Origin of the sequence: Chromohalobacter sp. (assembly GCF_039830575.1) — a bacterium.
GTDB lineage: Bacteria > Pseudomonadota > Gammaproteobacteria > Pseudomonadales > Halomonadaceae > Chromohalobacter > Chromohalobacter israelensis.
In genome coordinates, this window is sequence record NZ_JBDOOX010000013.1 from 145,553 (window position 1) to 167,627 (window position 22,075).

General features: G+C 65.5%; 18 protein-coding genes. 14 read left to right on the forward strand and 4 right to left on the reverse strand.

Annotated features, from left to right (window positions below):
- Window positions 1–142 precede the first annotated feature (142 nt).
- The 6 genes from ABGX75_RS13180 (at window position 143) to ABGX75_RS13205 (ending at window position 4,251) form a co-directional block, all read left to right on the forward strand.
- Complete coding sequence (locus ABGX75_RS13180; RefSeq protein WP_347410508.1) at window positions 143–1,000, forward strand: rhomboid family intramembrane serine protease; 858 nt, start codon at window positions 143–145, stop codon at window positions 998–1,000.
- Window positions 997–1,260: a DUF1315 family protein gene (locus tag ABGX75_RS13185; RefSeq protein ID WP_011506611.1), complete on the forward strand. Its 264-nt coding sequence runs from the start codon at window positions 997–999 to the stop codon at window positions 1,258–1,260. Before ABGX75_RS13180 ends, ABGX75_RS13185 begins: the two co-directional genes overlap by 4 nt.
- Complete coding sequence (locus ABGX75_RS13190) at window positions 1,260–2,120, forward strand: DUF2797 domain-containing protein (RefSeq protein WP_347410507.1); 861 nt, start codon at window positions 1,260–1,262, stop codon at window positions 2,118–2,120. Before ABGX75_RS13185 ends, ABGX75_RS13190 begins: the two co-directional genes overlap by 1 nt.
- Window positions 2,121–2,199: 79 nt before the next feature.
- Entirely contained in the window at window positions 2,200–2,883 is a 684-nt protein-coding gene (locus ABGX75_RS13195) for a type 1 glutamine amidotransferase domain-containing protein (protein WP_011506613.1), read from the forward strand.
- Between the two features lie 152 nt (window positions 2,884–3,035).
- Window positions 3,036–3,590, forward strand: coding sequence for a cytochrome b (locus ABGX75_RS13200; RefSeq protein ID WP_011506614.1), 555 nt, complete (start codon window positions 3,036–3,038; stop codon window positions 3,588–3,590).
- A gap of 64 nt (window positions 3,591–3,654) precedes the next feature.
- Window positions 3,655–4,251, forward strand: a complete 597-nt coding sequence (locus ABGX75_RS13205) for a YceI family protein (protein WP_035410325.1) — start codon at window positions 3,655–3,657, stop codon at window positions 4,249–4,251.
- 67 nt (window positions 4,252–4,318) lie between these two features.
- Here ABGX75_RS13205 and ABGX75_RS13210 read toward each other — a convergent pair whose 3' ends face one another.
- Window positions 4,319–6,145: a diguanylate cyclase gene (locus ABGX75_RS13210; RefSeq protein ID WP_301968333.1), complete on the reverse strand. Its 1,827-nt coding sequence runs from the start codon at window positions 6,143–6,145 to the stop codon at window positions 4,319–4,321.
- Between the two features lie 210 nt (window positions 6,146–6,355).
- Here ABGX75_RS13210 and dkgB point away from each other — a divergent pair, with 210 nt between their 5' ends.
- The 4 genes from dkgB (at window position 6,356) to ABGX75_RS13230 (ending at window position 10,554) form a co-directional block, all read left to right on the forward strand.
- Window positions 6,356–7,171, forward strand: a complete 816-nt coding sequence (gene dkgB, locus ABGX75_RS13215) for a 2,5-didehydrogluconate reductase DkgB (protein ID WP_011506617.1) — start codon at window positions 6,356–6,358, stop codon at window positions 7,169–7,171.
- A 116-nt stretch (window positions 7,172–7,287) separates the two neighbouring features.
- Window positions 7,288–8,619 carry an MATE family efflux transporter gene (locus tag ABGX75_RS13220; protein ID WP_301968335.1) on the forward strand — a complete coding sequence of 444 codons (1,332 nt, stop codon included), beginning with the start codon at window positions 7,288–7,290 and terminating at the stop codon, window positions 8,617–8,619.
- A 158-nt stretch (window positions 8,620–8,777) separates the two neighbouring features.
- Entirely contained in the window at window positions 8,778–10,037 is a 1,260-nt protein-coding gene (locus ABGX75_RS13225) for a D-amino acid dehydrogenase (RefSeq protein ID WP_110061282.1), read from the forward strand.
- Window positions 10,038–10,119: 82 nt separating this feature from the next.
- Entirely contained in the window at window positions 10,120–10,554 is a 435-nt protein-coding gene (locus ABGX75_RS13230; protein ID WP_347410506.1) for a hypothetical protein, read from the forward strand.
- A 146-nt stretch (window positions 10,555–10,700) separates the two neighbouring features.
- On the opposite strand, the gene ABGX75_RS13235 is transcribed toward ABGX75_RS13230, so the two are convergent.
- From ABGX75_RS13235 to ABGX75_RS13245, 3 genes are all read right to left on the reverse strand, one after another.
- On the reverse strand, window positions 10,701–11,891 hold the full coding sequence (locus ABGX75_RS13235) for an amino acid aminotransferase (RefSeq protein ID WP_347410505.1): 1,191 nt from the start codon (window positions 11,889–11,891) through the stop codon (window positions 10,701–10,703).
- Window positions 11,875–12,231: a 4a-hydroxytetrahydrobiopterin dehydratase gene (locus tag ABGX75_RS13240; protein ID WP_011506622.1), complete on the reverse strand. Its 357-nt coding sequence runs from the start codon at window positions 12,229–12,231 to the stop codon at window positions 11,875–11,877. Before ABGX75_RS13240 ends, ABGX75_RS13235 begins: the two co-directional genes overlap by 17 nt.
- Before the next feature lie 91 nt (window positions 12,232–12,322).
- Complete coding sequence (locus tag ABGX75_RS13245; RefSeq protein WP_218781705.1) at window positions 12,323–14,317, reverse strand: RecQ family ATP-dependent DNA helicase; 1,995 nt, start codon at window positions 14,315–14,317, stop codon at window positions 12,323–12,325.
- Between the two features lie 164 nt (window positions 14,318–14,481).
- Between ABGX75_RS13245 and ABGX75_RS13250 the strand changes: the two genes are divergently transcribed.
- From ABGX75_RS13250 to ABGX75_RS13265, 4 genes are read left to right on the forward strand one after another with little or no spacing between them, the layout of a single operon-like run.
- Entirely contained in the window at window positions 14,482–15,951 is a 1,470-nt protein-coding gene (locus tag ABGX75_RS13250) for a hypothetical protein (protein ID WP_035410305.1), read from the forward strand.
- Complete coding sequence (locus tag ABGX75_RS13255; protein ID WP_011506625.1) at window positions 15,948–16,724, forward strand: hypothetical protein; 777 nt, start codon at window positions 15,948–15,950, stop codon at window positions 16,722–16,724. The genes ABGX75_RS13250 and ABGX75_RS13255 overlap by 4 nt, the downstream gene beginning before the upstream one ends.
- The gene (locus ABGX75_RS13260; RefSeq protein WP_347410504.1) at window positions 16,721–21,619 is read left to right on the forward strand and encodes a hypothetical protein; all 4,899 of its coding nucleotides are present in this window, start codon (window positions 16,721–16,723) and stop codon (window positions 21,617–21,619) included. The genes ABGX75_RS13255 and ABGX75_RS13260 overlap by 4 nt, the downstream gene beginning before the upstream one ends.
- The gene (locus ABGX75_RS13265) at window positions 21,606–22,025 is read left to right on the forward strand and encodes a group II truncated hemoglobin (protein WP_011506627.1); all 420 of its coding nucleotides are present in this window, start codon (window positions 21,606–21,608) and stop codon (window positions 22,023–22,025) included. The genes ABGX75_RS13260 and ABGX75_RS13265 overlap by 14 nt, the downstream gene beginning before the upstream one ends.
- Window positions 22,026–22,075 lie beyond the last annotated feature (50 nt).

The window sequence follows — 22,075 nt, forward strand, 5'->3', positions numbered from 1 at the left end:
TCGCCGCATTGGGAACTCATTGCGGTGGGCGTCGTCAGAGTAGGTGTTCCCTTGAATGATCCCTTGCTCTTGTCCGGCGGCCCCCTCCGCCGGACTTTTTCTTGTTGGGCGCATGCCATGCGTCATGAAAGGGAATCCCTTTATGTACAAGTTGCTGGAACTGCCTCGCCAACAGGACATCGTCGCACTGCGCCGCGCGCTGTGGGCGCACCGCATTGGTCATCAGGTGACCGAGGAGGAGGCGGTGCAGGTGGTGTGGCTGGCCGATCCGCGCCAGCGTGACGACGCCGCGCGCCTGATCGAGCAATGGCACCGCGGCGCATTGTCCGAGCGTCCAGCGTCACCCCCCAAGCGTCCCTCGACAAGCCTGTTCGGCAGTGCCTTTTCACAGGCTCCGCTGGCGGCGGCCTGCGTCGCGCTGTGTCTCGCGGTGTTTGCTTTGATGGCGCTGTTCGGCGACCGGGTGGTGGCCGCGCTGACCTTCGTGCCGGTGGAGCCTTCGCAGGGACGCTTGATGGTGGGCACGCTGGGCGACGTGATCGCCAGCGGTCAGCTGTGGCGCCTGCTGTCGCCGACCGTCATGCATTTCGGCTGGATGCATCTGGTGTTCAACATGCTGTGGCTGTGGTATTTCGGACGCCAGGTCGAAGCGTTGCAAGGGCCGCTGCGGCTTGCGGCGATCGTCGTCGTGGCGGCGCTGGCCTCCAATCTGGCGCAGTATGCCACGGGCACGGTGCTGTTCGGTGGCATGTCCGGCGTCGATTATGCCCTGCTGGGCTATGTCTGGCTGATGGCCCGACGGGCGCCTGCCAGTGGATTCTTCGTGCCGCAAATGCTGGTGGTGTTCATGCTGGCCTGGATGGTATTCACCATGACCGACATGGCGGGGCTGTTCGGGTTCGGCAACGTTGCCAACGAGGCGCATCTTGGTGGTTTGCTGGTGGGGCTGGCCTGGGGCTGGTGGGCCGGTGGACGTGCCGCGAAAGGAGACGGAACATGAGTGATATGACCTTCGACAAGATGGTGGCGCAGATGACGCCGGCCATGTACGACAGTTTCAAGCAGGCGATCGCGTTGCGGAAATGGCCGGACGGCAGACGTCTCACCCAGGAACAGACAGAGCTGTGTCTCGAGGCGGTGATGAAGTACGAAATCGCCCATGGCGTGCCCGAACACGAGCGCGTGGGGCATCTCGATCGCGTCAGCTGCGGCAGCGGCGACGATCCGGGCGAGCCCGATGCCATCAAGTGGATGAACTGATGGGGGATCTGTTCGATGTGGCGGATGTCAGCGCGGCTCGTGGCACGCTGCGCAAGATGGGCATCGTTCCCGGCGAAGGGGATGCGCCGGCGCATTACACGCTGCGCGCCGGTGAGCAGCGTCTCGCGCTCAACGTGCATCTGGGCGCGGGGGTGCGACTGACGCACACCGGCCAGATTCATTGCCTGCATTGCGGACGCGCCACTCGCAAGAGTTTCGCGCAGGGCTACTGCTACCCCTGTTTCAAGTCGCTGGCGCAGTGCGATACCTGCATCGTCAAGCCGGAGACCTGTCACTACTACCAGGGGACCTGTCGCGAGCCGGCGTGGGGCGAGCAGCACTGTTTCCAGCCCCACGTGGTCTATCTGGCCAACTCGTCTGGGCTCAAGGTGGGCATTACCCGCAAGACGCAACTGCCCACGCGCTGGCTCGACCAGGGCGCGATTCAGGCATTGCCGATCATCGAAGTCGACAATCGGCTGCAATCGGGCATGGTCGAGACGCTGTTCAAGGAGGCCGTGGGGGATCGCACCAATTGGCGGGCGATGCTCAAGGACGATGTCGCGCCGCTCGACCTGGTCGCCGAGCGGGATCGCCTGCTGGCGTCGCTGGCACCCGGCCTGGCGGCGTTGCGCCAGCGTTTCGGCGAGACCGCCATTCGCACGTTGGCGCTGGACCCCGTGTCGCTGCGTTACCCGGTGCTGGAGGCCCCACGCAAGGTGGTCTCGCACAATTTCGACAAGACGGCCGAGGTCAGCGGCCGGCTAATGGGCCTCAAGGGGCAGTATCTGATCCTCGATACCGGCGTGATCAATCTGCGCAAGTTCGGCGGATACGAAGTGGAGATCGCCATCGAGTGAGCGTGGCGCCTTGAAGTCGCGCTTGGCGATGCCATCTAGGAGGTATCGACACCGATGTCGTTCAGCCAAGGAGGCTCGCATGAAGATTTTGATGGTACTCACGTCGCACGACCGCATGGGCGATACCGGCAATCCCACCGGTTTCTGGCTGGAAGAGTTCGTGGCGCCGTATTACGTGTTCAAGGATGCCGGGGCCGACGTGACCCTGGCCTCGCCGAAGGGCGGGCAGCCCCCCGTCGATCCCACGTCCACGCAGCCCGATGCGCTGACCGAGGAGACCCGCCGCTTCGACGGTGACGACGAGGCCAAGGCGCAGTTGGCCAATACGCACCCGCTCGACACCATGCGTGCCGACGACTTCGATGCGGTCTTCTACCCCGGTGGCCACGGGCCGCTCTGGGACTTGACCGAAGATCGCCATTCCCAGCAGTTGATCCACGACTTTCTGGCCGCGCGCAAGCCCGTGGCGGCGGTCTGCCATGCGCCGGCCGTCCTGGTGCACGTTCAGGGCGTCGATGGACAGTCGGTGGTCAAGGGTCATCGTGTCACCGGCTTCTCGAACAGCGAGGAAGAGGCCGTGGGTCTGACCGGCGTCGTGCCGCTGCTGGTCGAGGACGCCCTCAAGGGCAAGGGCGGGCATTACGAGCGCTCGACGACGGATTTCGAGGCGTTCCAGTTGCGTGACGGCCTGCTGATCACCGGCCAGAACCCGGCGTCCAGCGCGCCGACCGCCAAGCTGCTGTTGAGCGCCTTGACAGGGTAAGGCGGCTGGCAGCGTCCTTGTTATCTCTCCTCATAATGGCCCGTTCATGCGGGCCATTGTTTCCATCTGGTTAATGATGCCTTTCCCCGTGACGTCCTGGCGCTCCGCGTGCCAGCCGTTATGCTGAGATGCAAAGCATGCGGAGTGCGGCTATGTGGCGTAACACGATCCATGGGTGGGGCATTGCCAGCATCGTCATGCACTGGCTGAGTGCCTTGATCGTGGTAGGACTCTTTGCACTGGGCTGGTGGATGACCGGGCTCGGCTACTATGACAGCTGGTACCAGCTCGCCCCTTGGTGGCACAAATCCTTCGGCATGTTGCTGCTGGGCGTGACGCTTTTGCGCGTGGCATGGCGCTTGAGCCAGTCCACTCCCGGGGCCCAGGGGGAACGCTGGGAGCGTTGGCTCGCTCATGCCGGGCATGTGCTGCTCTACGTACTGCTGTTGACGGTGTTGATGAGCGGCTATTTGATCTCGACCGCCGAAGGGCAGGGAATCAGTGTTTTCGGTATCTTCGAGGTGCCGGCACTGATCAGTGGATTGCCCAATCAGGCGACGCTGGCGGGCGACGTTCACTGGTACGCGGCCTGGGCGCTGATCGTGCTGGCCGCGGGACATACGCTGGCGGCGCTCAAGCATCATCTTCTCGATCGTCGGGACACGCTGCGTCGCATGTGGTGGCCGAGCGTGTCCCGACGCCAATGAGTCCGATACGCGTGGCGATGCTCCGCCGCGTTGGCACTTCAATCCTTCACCTCAGGAGGTGACGATGTTCTCGAAAACGCTACGCAATACCGTAACCGGTGCCGCCCTCGGCGCAGCCGCGCTGTTGCCGATGACTCAGGCCAACGCCGCCGAGTACCAGATCGACAGCAAGGGGCAGCATGCCTTCATCCAGTTCAAGATCAGCCACCTGGGCTATTCCTATGTGCTGGGCACCTTCGATGACTTCACGGGGACGTTCAATTACGATCCCGACGCGCCGGAAGCCTCCAGCGCCAATGTCGAGGTCGACGTGAGCAGCCTCCATACGGCACACGCCGAACGCGACAAGCACATCCTGAGCGACGACTTCCTCGACGCCTCGGAGTATCCCACCGCGACGTTCGAGTCCACGGGATTCGAGTCGACCGGCGACGGTGAGGGCGAGCTGTCGGGCAACCTGACGCTGCATGGCGAAACGCAGCCGATCACCATCGATGTCGAGCATATCGGTGGGGGCGATGATCCCTGGGGCGAATATCGCCATGGCTTCGAGGGCACGACGACGCTGACGCTGGCCGATTTCGGCATCGATACCAGCAAGCTGGGGCCCACGGCTTCCACCGTGGAAATGTACCTCGTGGTCGAGGGCATTCGCCAATAACCACGGGACATGCCCGCTCTTGATGTCTTCCACATCGCCCCGCTTCGGCGGGGCGATGTCGTTCAGTTCACGGCGATGCGATCGTCAGGCGATTGCGGCCGCCTTGCTTGGCTTCGTAGAGCGCCATGTCGGCACTGTGCAGCAGGTGTTCCGCGTTGTCGCCATGTTGCGGGTAACAGGCGAGCCCCAGAGACACGGTCAAGCGTATCGGCGCCGGGACATTCGCCTCGACGTCCAGCGCGCTGACGCAACGGCGTAAATGGTCGCCACGCCGCTGTGCGGCATCCAGGCCGGCGCCGGGCATGATGATCACGAATTCCTCCCCACCGTAGCGGCATACGATATCGTCGCGCCTGACATGGGCGTTCAGCAGTTCGGCTACCGCCACCAGCGCTCGGTCGCCCAGTGCATGCCCGTAATCGTCATTGATCGGCTTGAAATGATCGATATCCAGCATGAGCACGCACAAGGGGACCGCTTGCCGCTCGGCACGCGCCAGTTCGCGCGCCAGGGTCTCGTCCAGGAAACGCCGGTTGTACAGGCCCGTCAAGGCATCGCGGATGCTGGCCTCCTCGAGTTGTTCACGCAGCCGAACGTTGCTCAGGGACAATACCATGTCCTCGGCGACGCCCTTGGCGAAGTCGACGCGGGCATCGTTGTCGTCGTCGGCATCGCGCTCGGGCAGCCAGTGCACCTGCAACACGCCGAGAATGCCCTCCGAGCCCTTCAGTGGCAGACACAAATGACGTCCGGGCGTCGGTGACGCCAGCACGTGCGGGCATGCGCTGGCGTGTCGTGCCGATGGCAGTGCGATGTCCTGCGGCTGGCCCGTGTGCAGGGCATGACACGTCTGGAACGTTTGCACGTCGTTTCCCGGCGCATCGCCCCAGTGACACACACGCTGAGGCGGCTGCGGAGAATGCATGTCCAGGCACCACAGCGCGCCGCCCCGTGCGTGGGAAAAGACATGAGGCAATTGATCGCGCAGGGCGTCCTGGGCGCTGCGGGTGTCGCGGCAGGCTTGCAGGGTTTCGATCAAGGCATGGCGAGCCCGCATGTCGCGCGTACGCTCCTGAACCAGGGCATGGACGCGTTCGGCGAGTTCTCGGCTGGTGCGTTTTTCGGTGATGACCAGGGCTTCGAGGCGTGCCGCCATGGCATTGAAGGCGTGTGCCATCCAGGCGAACTCATCGCGCCCGGGCAGTATGACGCGCTGGCTGAGATCGCCTTCCACCATGCGCCGCGAACGCTGGGTAATCTCCATCACGGCATGTCGTGTGCGCTGGAAAAGCGGCCACCAGGTGACCAGGGCACCGGCGAGCGCCAGGAGGATGCTGACGATCATGATCCGCTGTGCATTCATGGCGGCATCACGGCTGTCGGATTGGCGTACATGCAGGGACGCCTCCTCGGTATCGATGAAGTTGCCCATGATCACGCGAAACTCGTCCACCAGGCGTTTGCTGGCAGGCGTCGCAGCCCCCGGCAGGCCGCTGCCGTTGCCTTGTGTTTCGACGATGCTGACATTGGCGACGTTTTTCACCCACTGACGGAACAGCCGGTTGGCACGTGCCAGACGCTGTTGCTGCGTCTCGCCCTGGACGCTGTCACGCAGGGTTCCCAGGGTACGCGGAAACATGCTCAGGGCCCGCTGGTAGGGTGCCAGGTAATCGCCGTCTCTGGTGAGCGCGTAGCCACGCTGGGCGGTCTCGGCATCCATGAACAGACGCATCAGATGATTGGCATCGGCGATCACGCCCAGCGTCTGTGCGACGCTGCGTGCCGTGTGCTGTTCCGCCTGAGACGCCTGGTAGAGCGTGATGCAGCCCGTCAGCATGACCATGAAAGGCATGACCGCCGCGATGACCATGCGGGCATAGAATGAATGAGGCATGCAATGAAATCTTTTCAAAATGTAACTTTATATTTCTACCGTGTGGCATATGAAGGCGGCAAGGGACGCATCGTCGCCATGATCTAGGGGGTGAACGGTATTGAAAGTCAATGGCGGGGGCCCCACGTGATCTAAACGTAAAACAGGGCGCTTAATGACTTTTTCCTGTTGTATCCAGGCGCCTTTCTCGCAGCATGACAAGGAGTCAGCATGGCTACGCAACGCACGGTCTTGCCTCGTATCGGGCTTGGTACCTTTCGCCTCAAGGATCAGGACGTCATCGATTCCGTGACCTCGGCGCTGTCGCTGGGGTATCGGCATATCGATACCGCGCAGTTCTATGGCAACGAGCGCGCGGTAGGCGAGGCGCTCGCGCAAAGCCACGTGCCGCGCGAGGAGATCTTCTTGACCACCAAGGTATGGTGGGATCAACTGCAGCCGCAGGCATTGCTCGATAGCCTCGAGGAAAGTCGGCGACAGCTCGGGGTCGATTACGTCGATCTGGCGCTGGTGCATTGGCCTTCGCCCGATGATGAAGTGCCCATGGCCGACTACATCGGGGCCTTGAACCAAGCCCGTGAACAGGGCCTGACGCGCGACATCGGCGTCTCCAACTTTACGGTGGCGCAGATCGATCGGGCGCTGTCGGTGCCGGGCGGCGAGCATCTGATCACCAACCAGATCGAGGTGCATCCTTACCTGGCCAACCGCAAGGTGGTGGCGCATTGTCAGGACAAGGGCCTGCAGGTGACGGGCTACATGCCGCTGGCAGTAGGCAAGGTGATGGATGATCCGGTACTCCAGGCGATCGCCGAGGCGCACGAGGCGACACCGGCTCAGATCGCGCTCGCCTGGGTGGCGGCCCGCGATATCGTGGTGATTCCGTCCTCGACGAAGCCGGCGCACCAGCAGTCCAATCTCGAGGCGATGCGGATCACGCTGAGTGCCGAGGAGATGGCTCGCATCGACGCGCTGGATCGCGGCGAGCGTATCGCCAACCCGGACTTTGCCCCCGAGTGGGACTGAACGCGCAAGACCGGCGCCATTGAGGACGCTTTCTGCTAGGCTTGGCGCCCCCGGTATTCTCGATACCGGGGGCGCCCTGTTTGATACCTTGAACGCTGATTCGCAAAGAGGTTTCCGTGACGGAATCCACATCCTCGTTACGCCGCCAGCTGTGGCAGCAGACCTGGCCCATGGCTATCGGCGTCCTGGCGCTTCTGGGCTTCCAGCTCGTCGACAGTGCCTTCATCGCCCGCCTCGGGACGCAACCGCTCGCCGCTCAGTCCTTCACGTTTCCGCTGTCGTTTCTGATCATTGGCGTGCAGGTGGGGATGGGGATCGCCATTGCGGCGTTGATTTCGCGAACCCTCGGTGCCGACGACATGGCGCGTGCGCGACGCCTGGGTACCCTCGTTCTGTTCGGCGGCAGTGCGCTGATGGCAGTGCTGATGCTGATCATGTGGCTGGCGCAGACGCCGCTGTTCACCTTGCTGGGGGCCGATACGCCCACGCGTGCCCTGATCCGTGCCTACTGGGGACCGCAACTGCTGGCCAACTGGCTGGGCGCAGTGCTGTATTTCGGCTATAGCCTGTTTCGTGCGCACGGCGATACCCGCCTGCCGGGCAAGCTCATGGTCGTCACCAGCCTGCTCAACCTGGGGCTGGATCCACTGCTGATCTTCGGTGTCGGCGACTGGTCGGGCTGGGGGCTGCCTGGCGCGGCGTGGGCAACGGCACTCGCGTTCGCCATCGGCATCTGGCTGCTGGTACGGCGTCTTCGTTCGCATGATTGGCTGGCGCGTCATGGACTGCGTCGCGAGGTACGCGAGTCGTCCGGTCCGTTCGTGACCATCGCGGGCCCGGCGATGGTCAGCCAGCTGATGCCTCCGCTTTCCGCGATGCTGGCGACCTGGGTGGTGGCCGGACTGGGCGAAACCGCCGTGGCGGCCTGGGGGCTCGCCAGCCGCCTGGAAACGTTGTCGCTGATGGTGGTGCTGGCCTTGACCATGTCGCTGCCACCTTGGCTGGGGCGCTGTTACGGGGCGGGAGACTGGCCACGTATCGAGGCGCTGATGATGCTGGCGGCACGCACCGCTGCCATCTGGCAGCTCGGTCTGGGAATCGTCATGGCCGTGGCGGCGCCCTGGGTGGCCGTGGCGTTGTCGGGCAATCCGGAAATACGCGATGAACTCGCCATGTTGATTCGCTGGCTGCTGCCCAGCTACAGCCTGCTGGGGCTGTGCATGCTCGTGGTGTCTGCCTCCAATGCCCTGGGGTGGCCGATGCGTGCGATGCTGTTGTCGTTCATGCGCCTGTTCGTCTGTTATCTGCCTTGCCTGGCGCTTGGGGCATGGCTGGCCGGCGTCTTCGGCGTCGCCTGGGGCGCCGCCCTGGGCAACGTACTGGCCGGGGGACTGGCCTGGGGGATTTTCCGCCGCTCCCTGAAGCGTCGCATGGCCACCGCGGAGTGATTCTGCAAAACGCTGTTTTTTAAGTTTCAAGGACTGACTTTCATAAAAAATTCGTTCATATCAAACATGTGATAGCGTCAATACAAAATATTCCACTGGTTTTCTCGTCTTATACTGGCGCTTCTTTTCAGCGCGTTCAGTACAGAGGCGAGGCATCCATGCAGGTACTCATTCTCGGTAGCGGCGTCGTCGGGGTCACCAGCGCCTATTACCTGGCGACCCAGGGTCACGAGGTCACGGTGGTGGATCGTCGCGAGGCCCCCGCCATGGAAACCAGCTACGGCAATGCCGGTCAGGTGTCGTTCGGGTTTTCCTCCCCCTGGGCGGCGCCCGGCATCCCGCGCAAGGCACTCAAGTGGATGTTCCAGGAGCATGCACCGCTGAAGATTCAGCCCAAGCGCGACCCTGCCATGGCACGCTTCATGATGGCGATGTTCAACAACTGCACGCCCGAGCGCTATGCCGTCAACAAGGAGCGCATGGTGCGTGTCGCCGAGTACAGCCGCCAATGCATCGATGCACTGCGCCGCGATACGGGAATTCGCTACGAGGATCGCCAGCGCGGTCTGCTGCAGCTTTTCCGGCATGAATCGCAGGTCGAGGCGGCTGGCAAGGACATGCGGGTGTTGAGTGAATGCGGCGTGCGTCACCGGCTGCTGGGTGCCGAGGAACTGGTGACGGCCGAACCGGCACTGGCGCGCGTGCCGGGCAAGTTCGTGGGCGGGCTGCACTTGCCCGACGATCAGACCGGCGATTGCCACTTGTTCACGCAACGCCTGGCCGAGCATTGTCGCGAGCACCTGGGGGTCACGTTCCGCTTCGGTGTGGATATTCAGCGTATCGAACGCCAGGCCGGGCGCGTGGAGCGCGTGGTCACGTCGGCGGGCTCTCTTCGAGCGGATGCCTACGTGGTGTGCCTGGGCAGCTTCTCGCCGCTGCTGGTCAAGGACCTGGATATCCGCTTGCCGATTTATCCGGTCAAGGGGTATAGCCTGACGCTGCCGGTGACCGACGATGGGGGCGCGCCTCAATCCACGGTCATGGACGAGACCTTCAAGGTCGCGATCTCGCGTTTCGACGACCGGATACGTGTCGGTGGTACCGCCGAGTTGGCCTCCTACGATCTGAGCCTGCTGGAAAAGCGGCGTGCGACCATCAGCATGGTGGTGCGCGATGTCTTTCCCGAAGGCGGCGACGCGGCCAAGGCCGAGTTCTGGACCGGGCTGCGCCCGATGACCCCGGATTCGACGCCGATCATCGGCGCCACGCGTTACGACAACCTCTGGCTCAACACCGGTCATGGCACTCTCGGTTGGACGATGAGCTGCGGCAGTGCCCATCTGCTCGCCGATTTGATGGCCGGGCGTCGGCCCGCCATCGACCCCATCGGACTGGACGTCTCCCGCTACGCCGCGTGATTTCGTCGACGGGGGAATCCCTGCGGGCTTCGCTTGTCCAATGCTGGCATTCGTCCCGGTTCCTGCTGTGAGCCGGGATGCCATGAAAGCGGAAAGCGACGAAAGCGAACAGGAGGCCGCGATGACGATGTCCGCTGTCTGGCGCAGGTGGGGAGTCGGTGCGCTGGTGGTGTTATTGAGTGGTCCGGTGCTGGCCCAGACGGATGCGGCGTCATCCGAAAGCGACAATGGGCCGACCACGCAAGCGAGCGATATCGGCGACGAGGCGACCGGCGTCGGCGAAGACAAGGCCAGTTTCGGGCAGGGGGGCGCGCAGACCCCGCTCGATCAGCGCCGTAACGCGGTGACTTTTGGGCAGATGGATGTCGACCAGGATGGCGTGCTTAGCGAAGAAGAGGCGCGTCAGGCCGGTCAACTCGAGCTCTTCCAAAGGCTCGATGACGGCACGGGCGAGGTCACGCGGGAGACGTTCCGGGACGAGGTCGGCTCGGAGACGCTGCCCGAGGTGGCGGATTGAAAGCGGGGTGACAATGTGTCTGCCCATTTGCCGACGACAGGCCCGGACCTGAGTCGTACGCCACGTCGTGAAGCGGCGAGGCGAGAAACGAAAACGCCCGATGCGGAGAACCGCACCGGGCGTTTTCGTGCCGGTCATCGTCGTCGTCAGCCGACGACGGCAGCGATGGCCTTGGCCACGTAGGGCAGGTTTTCCTGCGACAGGCCAGCGATGTTGGCGCGGCCGGAGCGCACCATGTAGATACCGAATTCGTCGCGCAGACGGTCGACCTGTTCCGGGCTCAGCCCGGTGTAGGAGAACATGCCGCGTTGCTCGGCGATGAACGCGAAGCGCTCGTCCAGCCCATAGGGCTTGAGTGCCTCGACGAAGTCACGGCGCAAGCCATTGATGCGGTCGCGCATCTCGGTGAGCTCCTCGCGCCACACCGTGGCCAGTGCATCGTCGTGGAGAATCTCGGCCACGACCGCGCCGCCATGGGCCGGCGGGTTGGAGTAATTCTCGCGGGCGACGATGGCCATCTGAGAGCGGACGTTTTCCATCTGCTCGCTGTCGCGGGCGATCATGATCATGCAGCCGGTGCGCTCGCGATAGACCCCGAAGTTCTTGGAGCAGGAACTGGTGATCATGACCTCGTCGAGGTTTTCGGCCAGCAGGCGCGGCCCGTAGGCGTCGGCATCGAGGCCATCGCCGAAGCCTTGATAGGCGAAGTCGACCAGCGGCAGCAGGCGGCGCTCACGCACGACCTCGAGCACGCGCTGCCATTGCTCGCGCGACAGGTCGAAGCCCGACGGATTGTGGCAGCAGGCGTGCAACAGCACGACATCCCCTTCGGGAATCTGTTGCAGGGCGCTCAGCATGCCCTCGAAGTCGAGGCGGTTGTCGGCATCCACGTACGGATACTTCTTCAGCTCGACGCCCGCCGCATGAAAGATGCCCAGGTGGTTGGGCCAGGTCGGATCGGAGACCCAGATGCCCTTGCCGGGCAGCTGCGACTTGATGAAGTCCGCCGCCAGACGCAACGCGCCGGTACCACCGGGCGACTGGGTCGCGCTGGCGCGATTGGCGGCCAGCACCGGGGATTGCGCGCCGAGGACCAGCTCGAGCACCGCCTGGCCATAGCGCGGATCGCCATGCGAGCCGATGTAGCTCTTGGTCGTCTCGTTCTTCAGCAGCCGCGCCTCGGCCTCCTTGACGGCCCGCATGACGGGCGTATTGCCGTGAGCGTCACGGTAAACGCCGACCCCCAGATCGACCTTCTGGGGGTTGGGATCCTTTTTGAAGGCTTCGATGAGCCCGAGGATGGCATCCCCGGGCACGCGTTCAATCTGCTCGAACATTGGACTGCGCTACCTCGTCGGTTCTGGCGGCCATGATGAAATCGTTCTTGTGCAAGCCCCCGATCTTGTGGGACCACCAGGTGACGGTGACCTTGCCCCATTCGGTGATCAGCGCCGGGTGATGGCCTTGTGCCTCGGCGAGATCGCCCACCTGATTGGTGAACGCCAGGGCTTGCGCGAAATTGCGGAACGTGAATTCACGCTCCAGTTGCATAATGCCATCGCGCTCCACGATCCGCCACTCGGGAACATCGGCGCCCAGGCTATGCATTTCCGCTTCACTGACGGTGGGAGCGTCGGCGCTGCAGGCCTCGCATTTCAGCTCGGAAAGCTCGCTCATGACGTTGTCTCCTGGTCGTTGAAAGTCAGATCGTTGAAAGCCGTATGTCTCGTACCTGTCCCCTAGTGTAGAGGTCGAAGCCGAGGAGAGCCTAGCGTCCGGAGGCCTGAGCGTTATCCGTGGACAACACTCGCACGGCCTCGTGGATGTCGCGGTAGGGGCGGTCTTCCAGCGCCGCGAACCCCTCGAGCTGGCGTGCCTTGAGGCGCGTCAGCAGCGGGGTGGTGAGTCCCGCGAGATAGCGCGTGAACAGGTCCGTGCTGGGCGGTGGCGCGTCGGCCAGCGTGGCCAGGCGTTCTTGAAGCGGCGCGCACCATGCCGCGAGCTGTCGGGGATCGAGCGACGCGCGTGCGGTGTCCGCGGGCAACCGGGCGACGTGGCCACGGCATACCGAACAATGACCGCAATGCTCGGGCGCCTGGTGATCGCCGAAATAATCGGCCAGACGGCGGCTGAGGCAGGTCGTCGATTCGAACAGGGTCAGCATGGCCTGCAGCCGTTCGATCTCGGCGGCTTCCTTGCGCTGGAAATACTCGGTCAGGTGAGTCGCGAGCGCCGCGATATCGAACTCGGCCTGCAGCACTCCGTACACCTCGGTCATCTGCTTGCTTTCGAGCTGGATGAAGCCCTGATCGTTGAAATACTCCAGGGCGCTGATGACGCGACGCCGTGTGGTATCGAGACCGCGCTCGGCACCCAGGGCATCGAGCGCCTCATGGTCCAGCGCGCACCATGTCTTGGCTCTGGGCGAGGCCTCGATCAGGGCGGCGACGAAATCGCGACGTTCGCCGTTGAAACGCTCGATCAGTGCCTCCGGCTCGATCAGATACTTGAAGCGATATTCGGCGAAATAGGCGTAGCGCGGGGCGATGACGCCCTCGAGCTCGAGTCTCACCAGCAGTGTCTTGAGCGGCAGCGGCCGTATGTTGCTGTGCTGGGAGAGGGCGTTCAGGCGTACCTCCCACTGACCCTGGGGCGCGGCATCACGGATGTCCCGCAGGACGCGCTCGATGCCGTCGCGCTCGGGCGTATCGCCGTAGACGAAGTTTTCCAGCGCACCCAGGGCGTCGCGGCCGCCGAGCATCAGGCAGCTCGAGGGTTGCCCGTCGCGTCCGGCGCGACCAATCTCCTGGCTGTAGTTTTCGATCGACTTGGGCAGATCGAAATGCACGACGTTGCGGATATCGGCCTTGTCGATGCCCATGCCGAAGGCGATGGTGGCGACGATGCAATTGATCTCGCCGTTCATGAACGCCTGCTGCAGGGCATCGCGGGTCTCGCCGTCGAGGCCGGCGTGATAGGCGCGGGCCTCGAGCCCCGCCTTGCCCAGATACGCCGCCATCTGCTCGGCGGTTTTCTGCAGGGTGACGTAGACGATGCTGGGCTGGGGCGGCGAGGCGGCCAGGCGCGGCCCCAGCCACTCGACCAGGGCGCGGGGACGGCGCTCGGTGGCGGTGGGCTGCACCTGCAGGTCGAGATTGGGACGATAGAAGCCCGTGGCGGCGACATCCCGGGCGTCGATGGCGAAGCTGTCGCGCATGTCGTCGATGACGCGCGGCGTGGCCGTGGCGGTGAGCAACAGCGCCTGCGGAATGGCGAACTCACGCTGATAGGCGGGCAGCTTGAGATAGTCGGGACGAAAATTGTGGCCCCACTCGGACAAGCAGTGCGCCTCGTCGACCACCAGCAGCGACACCGGCACCCGCTGCAGGAAGGCGCGGAAGCGCTCGTTCTTGAGGCGTTCCACCGAGATCATCAGGATGCGGATGTCGCCGCGCCTGACGCCGTCCATCACCGCCGAGGCTTCCTCCCGGCTCTGGCGAGAGTCGAGGTTCGCCGCGGCGATGCCGTGGCGGCGCAGGAACTCGAGTTGATCCTGCATCAGCGCCAGCAGCGGCGATACCACCAGGGTCAGGTGCGGCAGATGCAGCGCCGGCAGCTGGTAGCAGAGCGACTTGCCGGATCCGGTGGGAAATATCGCCGCCGCCGAGCGCCCCTGGGTCACGGCCTCGACCACCTGGCGCTGGCCGGGGCGGAAGTCGGCGTAGCCGAAGACGCGTTGCAGGGTGTCGTCGATGTCGGCCATGCGGTGCTCCTTGCCACGATTGAGGCGACATCTTACACCCTGTGGCCGTCGGGATGGCGCGCAGACCGCCGATGCCGTGCGTGATCGACACGACATGCCGCCACGGACATGACCCATGGCGCTCGCTGTTGGCATAATGCGTCTTTTGCCCACGGAAACGACCCATGACCGCCTGGAGCAAGCTTCTCGTCGCCACCACGCGGCTGCTCGATCTACATGACAGTGGCCATGAGCCCGGCTCGCCGTTCGTGCACGTCAGCCAGGAAAGCCGGCGTGGCCTGCGCGACGGCTACTGGCTGGACCTCGGCTGCTTGCTGCTGGACTATCTGCTCGATGTGGACTTCGCGACCAACAGCGCCTTCGTGTCGCAGACGCGCTGCCTGGCGCACCTGCGCGAGTTCTATCCCGAACTGGCGCATGATGACCTCGGCTTCGTCGTCAACCTGCTCGCCACGCCCAGTGAAGTGCACTTTCGCGATGCGCCTCCGACACCGGAGGTGCGCGATGCATCCGCGCCGCCGGAACCGGATGCCGGGGAGGCGGCCGAGGCGCGCCGCGCGATGCGCAGCACCAAGCGGACCGCCCTGATCGAGAAGCAGAGCCAGACCGGCCAGGTACGCCTGACCGCCAGTGGCCGCCAGGCGGTGACGCTGGCCAGTCAGGTCGAGGACCTCCTGTATTCCGAATACGACGCCGCCAAGGTGCTGGCCGCCCTGGCGCGGGGCGATTTCGCCCGCATTCCCGACATCACCAACCAGATCCTGCTGGCGATCCGCGCCTTGACCCAGGAACTGCGCCGGGTGCGCGAAAACCCCACCCGCGAGGGCAAGCTGGCGGCGTTGCTCGACAACGAGCGCCACTATCACAATGCCTTGTCGAGCATTCAGGAGACGCTGCTCGACGCACGCGCGCAGCTTTCCACGCCACGCTTGATGGAGCGCTTCGCCGACTGGCGCGAGCGCGAGGCGGCACGTCACGGCGAGGAATGGGATCTGCGCATGCTGTCGAGTGCCATCGGCCGCGTGCTCACGGCGATCGAGAACCTCTCGCGACGGCTATCGGAGTTGCTGGCCGATATCGCCGAGGGGCGCATTCAGTCGATGGGCGTGGTCGACTTCGCCGATGTGGCGCGCGGTCTGCTGGCCGCGCCCCCCGCGCCACGCATGAGCGAGGCACTGGTGACACGCCTGATGCCGTTTCACGTCGACGTCGCCATGCCGCGCCTGGCACCGCTGACCCCATTGCTCGAGACCCGTCGCGCCGAGACCAGCCATGCCGCGCTGGTCTTCGATGAAGCCCAGGACGCGGCCCCTGAGGACCCTTTGCTGGCACGCTTTCTGGAGGCGCGCGGGCCGGCGCTACGGGCCCGGATCCAAAAGGCGCCGCTCTCGCTGCCCGAGGCCCTGGCCGAGGGCTGGCACCGGTTCGAGGGAGACGACTGCCTGGCGCAGTTGCTCAATACCTTCGTCGACACCGAGCTGCTCGACAGCCACCTGCGGGTGGGGATCGAGGCCCGCGGTTTCGACGTCACACTGGACGACGGCCGCGTGGTCCAGGCCGCCGTCACGCCTTCCTTGCGCGTCGCCACGCCGGCGGCGGGCACGTCCCCGGTCAACGAGGATGCATCACGATGAACATGAGTGAAATGGGCGAGGTCGTCGCCTACCTGCTGCGCTACCGCAGCGCCGAACGCGTCCCGGGCGGTGGCCGCAAGCGCCGCGCCGCGCGCGAGGGCCAGCTCTCCGAGCGCGATGTCTGCGCGCTGATCGACGATGCCAGCGATCTCGAGCGCGAGGCGCTGCGTGACTTTCTGGCCGGCCAGGGGCTGAGGCTCAAGACGTTCGAGGCGGGCGACTTTCCGGGCATCGCGCCGGGGTCGCGGTATTACGCGCTGTTGCCGGATCCGGAGCTCGAACAGCCTCCGTTGTATACCCGTCAGCCGGTGTTCGAGGCCCTCAAGTTGCGTCAGGAAAGCCGCAGCGAGCTGGCGCAGTGGTATCTGCAACTGTGGCTGCTCATGAATACCCTGCTGTACACCCGGTACAACCGCGCGCTTTCCGACGTCAGCCGTTACCAGGAGGCGACCTTCGCCAGTCACGAGCTGCTCGACCTGCTGCGCGATCAACTCGAAGCGTTGCGCGCGCTGGGCGAGGCGGCACCGGAAACCAGCCGCGTGCTGCTCGAGGAGCGCGGCGAGGACCTCAACCGCCGCGTGCGGGCCTTCATCGACCTGCAGGTACGCGCCGGCCTGCTCGAGGCGTCCGGCGCCTCGGGCGAGGACGCCTCGCCGGGCGATATCTGGCAGCAGACCCTGCTTGGCGCCCTGGAGTGCGAGCAAATCGGCATTCATCAATTGGGCCATCTCCAGGCGCTGGCCGAGGGACGCCTCGCGGAGGAAACGGCATGAGCGTGATCAATCGCATCGAAGTCGCCAACCTGCTCAACAAGCATGGCGATATTGCCTCGCCATGGGACGCCAAGATGCGTCACCTGCTGCTCGATCTGCGCGGTCAGTCCAGCGCCATCAGCATGGAGAACGGGTTCGGCAAGACCACCCTGGCCGAAGCCCTGATCGGCCTGCTGTCCCGCGACAGAAGCCTGATCTCGCGCACGCGCCGCAAGTGCTCGCCGTCCACGGTGGCCGGCCAGGGGCGTAGCTGGAGCCATTTGCGCGTCGAATTCCGCACCCGCAGCGGCAGCGAGCGCCAGGACGACATGCTCGCCGCCGCCGGCGAGGAAGTCGCCGGCGAGACCTTCGTGTTCGGCTTTTACGGCTACAGCGACGGCAGCGGCCTCGCTTTTTATCACTATGCCGGGCGCCTGGAAGACATCCCCGTTCATCATTACACCGTCGACGGCAAGCTGGCGTTGAGTGCCAACAGCGACGTCAAGGCCGACATGGCGAATCGTGGCGTGCGCCTGACCCACAACCGCGAAGAATGGCTCGACGCGGTCGGCGCGCATGTCTCGCGCCGGGAGCTGGCGCAGCTGGCGGCCTTCCAGAAGGAGGGCGGCGCCGACAAGAGCCAGATCTTCAATGCCATCAAGCCGCGCGGCGGGGAGAAGGCGGACCAGGCCTTCTTCTTCGAGGTGCTGGCCCCGGAGATCCTCTCCGGCGCGACGCGGGGCGAGACCGACGAAAGCGAGGAACTGATCGAGGAGGTGATCCTCAACTCCGGTACCAACATCACCGAGTTGCGTCACCGTCTCGAGGAGGCGGAGCACGATCAGCGGCGTGCCGAGGACAAGGTCGCGCGGCTGGCGACGCTGAGCGACGACGGCGCAGCCCTGCTGGCGGCACGCGACGAGCTCGAGCGCCTCGATGCCGGCTTCCAGGGGCTCGAGTGTCTGCTCGGCGGACAGGCGCTGCTGGGTTTGCCGGGGATTCCCGCGACACCCGTCGAGGCCGAGGACGAAACGCTGGATGCCGCGATACCCTGTGGTTTCGCCTGGGCCAGTGGTGATACACGACGGCCGCGAGTCTCGCTATGGCTGCTGGCGCGTCTCTCGGGAGGCAGCGAGCGCAGCATTCGTCAGGCGCTGTCCGAGCGCGGCGCGCGGGTCGACGCCCACCGGCGGCTGGTGCATCTGCCCGAGGCCGCCTGGCCGGCCGGTCGCGAAATCGGTCACGTCGACTTCACCGCGGCGCGTGAATGGCTGGCCGAGACCCTGAACTTCGACGACGATGCCGCGCGCCATCGTGCCCTGGCGGCGCTGGATGCCGGCGCCGATGTCTTCGAAGCGCGCGACGGCAACCGCTTCCGCGAGGAGGTGATCGCCGACCAGACCTACCGCGACGAGCTGGGCGCCGACATTCAGGCCGCCGAGCGGCATCTCGAGACGCTCGAGCAGCAACGCGAACGCCTGGAAGGTCAGCAACGCGAGTTCGTCGACAACCAGAGCTTCTATACCCAGGCGCTGAGCGAGGGGCTCTTCGACGAAGCCGAACTGGAGGCACCCGAAGCCACCGCCGAGGCGGCGAAGGCCGAGGCCGAGTCGGCACGCCAAGCCTTGAACGCCCACCTGGGACGCATCGGCGAGCTCAAGCAGGTCGCCGCCTGGCATGCCGAGTTCCAGCAACAGGCCCCGGGAGTGTCGCCCGGCGAGCGCCTGGCCGAAAAGCAGGCGCGCGATGAGGTGCTCGAAGAGGCGCATGCCGAGGCCGAGGCCCAGCGTGAGCCGTTGGCGTCGCGTTGCGAGACGCTGCGCCATCAGGCCGAGGCGCTGCGCGACGAACAGCAACGCCTGGCCGGCGAGCAGGGCTTGCTCGAGCAGGGGCAAGCACCGTGGCGTGCCTTCGTCGACGGCTGGCCCGAGGAGGACGTCACCGGCTTCTGGACGCGCCGCAAGACGGCGTTGGCCGAACTCGAAACGCGCTGTCACGGTGCCGAGCAACGCGCCGAGGATGCCCGCCGAGAGCAGGCGCGCCTGGCCCCCCTGCATGACGCAGCGCAGCGTTACGCCGACTATCATGGCGACGATGAGCCGGTGCATCTGCGGCAAACCCTGTATGAGCGTGCTCGCGCACTGGATGACGAAGGACATCGCCTGGAGCAGGAGCAGCAGCGTCTGCGTGAGTTGACTCAGGCGCAGCGTGACTTCGCTTCGCGTTTCGAGGCCGATCCCGAGCGCTGGCTGCGTGATGCCCAGCGGCGCTACCCGCGCCTGCTCAGCGAGGCCGATGCCCTGGATGACGCCATCGAGGAGCGCCGGCGTTATCTCGACAGCCTGGCGGGCGACCCGCTCGAGCGGCGGGCGGTGGAAGCCGAGGCCCAGCAGTGCCTGGATGCCGCAGAGATCGCCTGGCAGCCCCTGCATGCGGTGCTCAACGACGCCGAGGTCGAACGCGAACGGCGTCGCGGCTGGCTGAGCCAGGCCGCCGGCCTGTTGTTTTCGCCGGTGGTGGCGGGAGACGACGAAGCAGAGCGTGCCGCGCGCTGCTTGATCGACGCCGGGCTGGCGTTGCCGGTGTTCGAGAGCGCACGCCTGACGGCTCTGCTCGAGGCCGATCAGCCACCGCTGGGGGCGGTGCAGGGCAGCGAAACCCTGGCCGTCAAGGCCGCGCTCGATCCACGCTATCTCGAGGAGTTGCGTCGCGATACCGAGCGCCGCCTGAGTGCCGACCGCGAGCGTCGGGCCGCCCTGGCGGCGGAATGCGAACGTCTCGACCCGCATGGCGATGTCTTCGCGCTGGCGCTCAAGGCCCGCGAGGCGCAACAGGCGGACGCCGAGACGGCCCTGGCCACGCTCGACGAGCGCCAGCAGCAGCTCGATGCCCGTCAGGCGGAGCTGACGCCGCGCTTGACCGAGGCGGCACTGAATTGCATCGACGATTATCAGCGATATCTGCAGGCAGGCGGCCAGGCCGCCGTAGCCCAGGCCGAGGCGGCACTCGAGGAGGCCGAGCGCGACCTCGCGGATTGCCGTCCGGCGATGCAGCAAGCAGCGGAAGAGCTGGAGACCCACGGGGCGACCTGGCTGGCCGCGGAGCGCTTCGCCGATGCCGGTGGCATCGAGCGTCTCGAAGCCTTGAAGGCGCGGCTGGAGACGCTGGAGACGCAACTCGGCGAGATCCGCGAGCAGCTTGCCGAGGCAGAGCGCGATCACGAGGCCGTGTCGCGCCGGCTGCACGAGATCGATGCCGAGCGGCGCAGCCTCTTCGACGATGGCGAACGCGATCGATTGCGCGCCCTGGCCGAGTTCGAGGCCGATGGCGGCGATGCCTTCATGGCCACCGCCGAGGCGGTGCAGGAAGAGCTCGAGGCCGCGCTGGAAACGGCGAGCCGGCGTGCGCGCTTCGATTTCTCGCGCCTGCGTGCCTATCTCGACGTGCGCGACGCCAGCGGCGGCAGCCAGAAGCTCGAGCGCGACATCGCCGCGGCCAAACGGGCATATCTCGAGGCCCGCGAGGGGCTCAAGGCGCAGCGCCGCGAACGTGATGAGGTGGAAGCGCGGCTGGCCGAGCAGCGCCGGGCCATGGAGTGGGTCGACCAGCTGGCCATCGCCTGGCTGGGCGTGATGCGCGAACTACCCGAGGGATGGGCGCGGCGGCTGGCGGCCCTGGACGATCTCGCCGCCGCGAGTCACTGGCCGCTCGACGACCCACGGCACGAGACGCGCGAGGCCGCGTTGGCGACATGGCATGCCCAGGCGGGCATGTCGGCGACGTTGTCGCTTCCCGACCTGGAGGCCTGTCAGCAAACCCTGCTCGACGCCCTGGCGGAGCTCAACCTGGGCGAGCGCGCGCGCAACCGCGAACGTCAGGACAAGACGGTGCGCGGTCTCGAGCGGCGCCTCGCCCAGGCGCTGGAAGCCGCCGCCGAAAGTCGCGCCTTCAGCGAGACCGAACGTGCTCGTCTGGCGGCCCTGAAAGGCGTGACGGCCGACGCCCTCGACGACCTGGCCGGGCTGCATGGTCAGCTCGATACGCAGCTCGAGGAGCACCGCCAGCGCGTGGCGCGTCTGCATGCCTCGCGCGAGCAGATCGAAGGCACGCTGGTCGAGCGGCTGAGCTCGATCATCTCGGATGCCGCCGGCAACCTGGACATTCTCAAGCGCGTGGCGCGTAGCCATGGCGAGGGCGGTGCCTACTTCGAGGTCAAGGCCGCGCTGATCGACGGCGAGTCGCTGCGTGAACTGATCACCACGTTGCTGGCCGACATCGACGAGCATCAGGCCGCGCTCAAGCGCCGCGCCGAGCGCGATGGCGGCATGAGCGAAGGCGATAGCCGACGCCGTGACGACGACCTGGTGCGTCAGATTCGTCGGCGCATCTATCGTGGCCTGTTCCACGAGGTGTCGATTCGCCTCAAGCACGACGCCATTCGTCCGCACGGGCGACTGTTCTCGCTCAACGAGGACATGTCGGAAGGGCAGCGCGAGGCAGTGTCGCTGATGTGGCTGGTCAAGCTCTCCGAGTTTGCCATCGAGCGCGAGTTGCGCGAGCTGCCCGGCCATCACAAGCGCCGTGCGCGGGCCAGCCGCGAGAGCGTGATCCTGCTCGATGGCCTGTTCTCGAAGCTCTCCCATCGCCGGCTCATCCAGGACTCCCTGGAGTCGCTGCGCAACACCCGCGGGCGCTTCCAGATGATCGGCCTGATTCACAACCCCAACTACGAAAACGACCCGGCGATCTTCCCCACCTATCTGGTGGGGAGCGTGATCGGTGGTGTCCAGGGACAGGGCGGGCACGTCATGGTGCGCGACGGCCAGGTTACTGCGCCCGAAGCACTCGGCCGTGCGCCCGGCGAGGCCAGCCTGTTCGGCATTCACGTGACGGAGCCGGCCGATGAAACCTCATGACGAATCCCGTCAGTCGCGCGTCTTCGGCGTCGGTGACAGCACGCTGCGCGCCGTGGGCGGGGAGGCGGCGGTACGCGAGCTGGTGGATCGCTTCTATGATGCCATGGAGCGCCTGCCCGAGGCGCGGGGGATTCGCGCCCTGCACCCCGCCGATCTCGACGAGTCCCGCGACAAGCTGACGACGTTTCTGATCGGCTGGATGGGCGGTCCGAGCCGTTATCGCGAGCGTTTCGGGCCGATCGCCATCCCCGCGGCGCATCGTCACCTGGATATCGGCCCCGAGGAGCGCGATGCCTGGCTGGCCTGCATGGCGACGGCGCTGGAGGAAATCGGTGCGGCGGATGATCTCAAGCGCTACTTGCTGACCCAGCTGCGTCATCCTGCCGAGATGTGCCGCCGCCGTTGAGGGCGGCGGGCCTTTTCATGATCACTCTCATGACGACTTTCATGACCCCT